4 protein-coding genes are annotated in these 3200 nt (G+C 49.0%); all 4 read left to right on the plus strand.

Annotation, left to right across the window (positions count from 1 at the left end):
- The first annotated feature begins 150 nt into the window (after positions 1-150).
- On the plus strand, positions 151-273 hold the full coding sequence (locus tag HNQ39_RS30440; protein WP_281380390.1) for a hypothetical protein: 123 nt from the start codon (positions 151-153) through the stop codon (positions 271-273).
- Positions 274-343: 70 nt separating this feature from the next.
- A complete protein-coding gene (locus HNQ39_RS29550) occupies positions 344-2221 on the plus strand; it encodes a recombinase family protein (protein WP_184204214.1) in 1878 nt (625 codons plus the stop codon).
- Positions 2222-2355: 134 nt separating this feature from the next.
- Complete coding sequence (locus HNQ39_RS29555) at positions 2356-2727, plus strand: serine integrase family protein (protein ID WP_184204215.1); 372 nt, start codon at positions 2356-2358, stop codon at positions 2725-2727.
- A 41-nt stretch (positions 2728-2768) separates the two neighbouring features.
- Positions 2769-3155, plus strand: coding sequence for a hypothetical protein (locus HNQ39_RS29560; protein WP_184204216.1), 387 nt, complete (start codon positions 2769-2771; stop codon positions 3153-3155).
- Positions 3156-3200 lie beyond the last annotated feature (45 nt).

Consider the following 3200-nt stretch of genomic DNA (forward strand, 5'->3'; position numbering starts at 1 on the left):
CTATGGGATCATATTCTTCTGACCGGGGAGTACAAGTGGATGCCTGGTTAGAGCTGCCTTAGCGTATGTTTTGCCCGAAAAACTAAAGTCGCCCCCAAGACAACTCAACATGATCATCTTCCGTCGGCACGTAACCCGGCGATTTCGGCGATGCTTCTTGACGAGCTCTCCGAGATCGCCCAGATGGAGTGGGGACAGAGTCTGACCCCAGAGGCCACAGAGAAGCTGGCCCAGTGGCTCCTTGAAGTTTATGACTCTCTTCTGCGCCCCTGAGCTTTCTGCTACCCTTAGATTGATTGTCCTCCCTTAGACAAATTGAATCGATCCACGAATTCCTTGCCCTATGAGTCAGGAAACCGCGGCCCTTATCTGCCGCGTTAGCACACGTGAGCAAGAAGAAGGCTATAGCCTAGATGCTCAAGAAAACTTGCTACGGGAGTTTTGCCTCAAGAATGGCTACGCCGCTGTCCTCATACACCGTTTTTCAGAAACGGCGTCCAAGCAGGCGAGTCGGGTTAAGTTCAGGGCGTTTATGGCTGAAGTCGTCCGGTATAAGGTGCGCCATATCATCGTGGAAAAAGTGGACCGACTATCCCGTAGTGGTCTCAAAGAGGCTGTCCAAATCGACGACTGGCTGGAAGAGAATGAGACGCGCCATGTCCATTTCGTCAAGGATGGAATCGACTTGCACAAGTTCGCTCGCTCGGGCGATAAGCTCAACTGGGGAATGCGTGTCGTGCTGGCGAAGAACTACACGGATAACCTTAAAGAGGAGGTGCGCAAATCGGTAGATGCCATGCTACGAAAAGGCATCTGGCCCGCAAAGACTCCCAAGGGCTATATCCGGGACAAGTCCCATTCACGCAGTCCCATCCAACCAGATCCCGTTCGTGCTACACTAATTCAGCTTCTTTTTGACCTCTACGATTCTGGTGACTGGTCGGTGCATCGCCTGGAAGAGCGACTCTTCGAAGAGGGCTACCGTACCGCTCGGGGCACACGCCTCAAGGCCAGTCAGATACATGGGATTCTCCACGATCCCTTCTATATGGGCAAGATGCTCTTCGAAGGCAAGCTTTGGGAGGGAGTACATCCACCACTCATCTCAGCGGAGCAGTTTTACAGGGTGCAAAAACGCCTCACCCGCCCGGAACATGGAGAAGGTGCTGCGCCTTTTCAGAGGCATGACCATCTGTTTCGGCGAGCCGTTTTTTGCGGTGGCTGTGGCAAAGCGCTGACTTGGGAGATTCAAAAGGGCCGAGTCTACGGGGCATGTCGAGGCCATAAGACCTGTCCTGCACGCGTCTTTATCCGACAGGATACTCTCGAAAAGGAGCTACTTCCCCACTTGACTGTCTTCCGTCTCCGCTCACCGCGGCTCGCCGATTGGCTTCGAAAGGTGTTGAAGCAAATGAACGCGGATGAAGAATCGCGACGTGAATCGAGTCGCGACGACTTGGAGCAGCTCCTCGCTCGTGCAGATCAGCGCCTGAGTCGATTACTGGACATGAGAATCGATGATAATATTTCAGAAGAGGACTTTGCCAAAAAGCGAGCTGATCTGAATCAGGAGAAAGACCTGATTCTAGGGCGGCTTCATAATATCTCGGAGCAGCAGGAGGACTTTCTGGATAATGTCGCCACCCTCATCGCCTTGAGCCAAGATATGTCTGCACAGTTCCTATCAGCGACGCCAGAGAAGAAGCGCACTGTCGTTCGCAACGTCTTCCAGCGTGTGACGGTTTCAGGGAGCAGAGTTTATGTTGAGTACACAGAGCTGTTCTCGTTTCTGCTGCAAGCGCTTAAGGCGGCTGAAAGTTCGAAAATGGCGATTTTGGCCTCGCGAGAAATTCCAGATTTCGAACTTGAAAAAAGTGGCTCTGAAAAACAAAAAGAAGGCCTTTCGACCCCTTCTCATTCAGATTGGTGGACTATACAGAACAAGTTTCGAACTTTCTTGAGTAATAACTCTGCCTGGAATGACTTTTTCAGGTTTGCTTTAGCTATCTCCAGTGAAGACATTCAGCACGTATTTGATGCACTATCCGAATCTCCTAATGCGTTGACGCAACAGTCGTTGCTAAGCGATACGCCCAGTAGCAGTGTTGGAATAGAACAATCTATATATCCAAAAGTATCCTGTAAATCTCAACAAGCGCAGCCCCTAACTTCTCCGCTTCCTCCACACTTACTTCCATATCACACTCCTCATTCAGAATAGCCTGTAGTTCACTAACCAACTCAAATGACAGGCTCTTTTTACCACGCTCCACCATGACATGTTCCGTTACGTATTTGTTTGAACGATTTCGTCCAAACAAACTTCAAACAAGAAATATGAGTAACAGCAACTATATGAACCAGCAGTTCACAGCCGAGGAGTTAGATGAAGCGCTAAAGATTTATCGAGCGGAGCAGCATGAGAAACAGCGAGAAGGCATTACCAAACGAGCCGCACTCGGAAAGTACACAGGCCATATACCGTATGGATATCAACTCAACTCTTCAACAGGAAAACTAGAAAGCAACCCAGAAGAAAAACATATCTGCCAACGAATCGCATTCTTACATTGCCAAGGCAATTCACTGAGACAGATATCACACACCTTACTATCTGAACAACATTTGACACGTTCCGGTAAGAAGTTTCACGCATCAGCGATAAAGTTAATTATTCAAAGGACACGAAATAGTATTAGAGTTGGCTGTAGTAAGGAAAAGTGCTAGTATCCGTGTTATCCGCAACTATGTGGAGGAGGATCAAAACTGTGTTACAAAAAGTTGGAACAGGTCTCTGCTTAGCTCTAACAGGCTATTTCGATTGCCACCAAATTCCCGGTCATAGAGAACCGCTGTGCAGCGAAAAAGCGCTGTGGGATGTAAGTATTCCAAGAAACTTCGAACTTATCCCGTGGGGAGACTTTGATGCCCCAGAAGAAGAAGTCGAGTCTTGGAAGATTCTCCCTGGCAAGCATAAGGGCATCAGTACCGGTGGTATTCTGGAACACTTCGCTGGAAAAGACATTCACTTTAGCTTCGGCCAAGCAGTATCGCTACTCAACAGCCAATCGAATGGTCAACCTGGAGTACTGACAATGGTCAATGGCAACTGTACGGACGATTTCATAAAGCTGGTATCCTTGCCGGGAGTGTAGTTGGATGACAAGTGGGATCTAGTAGAGCCAGAGCAGCCTCGAAAT

Source organism: Armatimonas rosea (assembly GCF_014202505.1).
In the GTDB taxonomy this organism is placed as follows: domain Bacteria; phylum Armatimonadota; class Armatimonadia; order Armatimonadales; family Armatimonadaceae; genus Armatimonas; species Armatimonas rosea.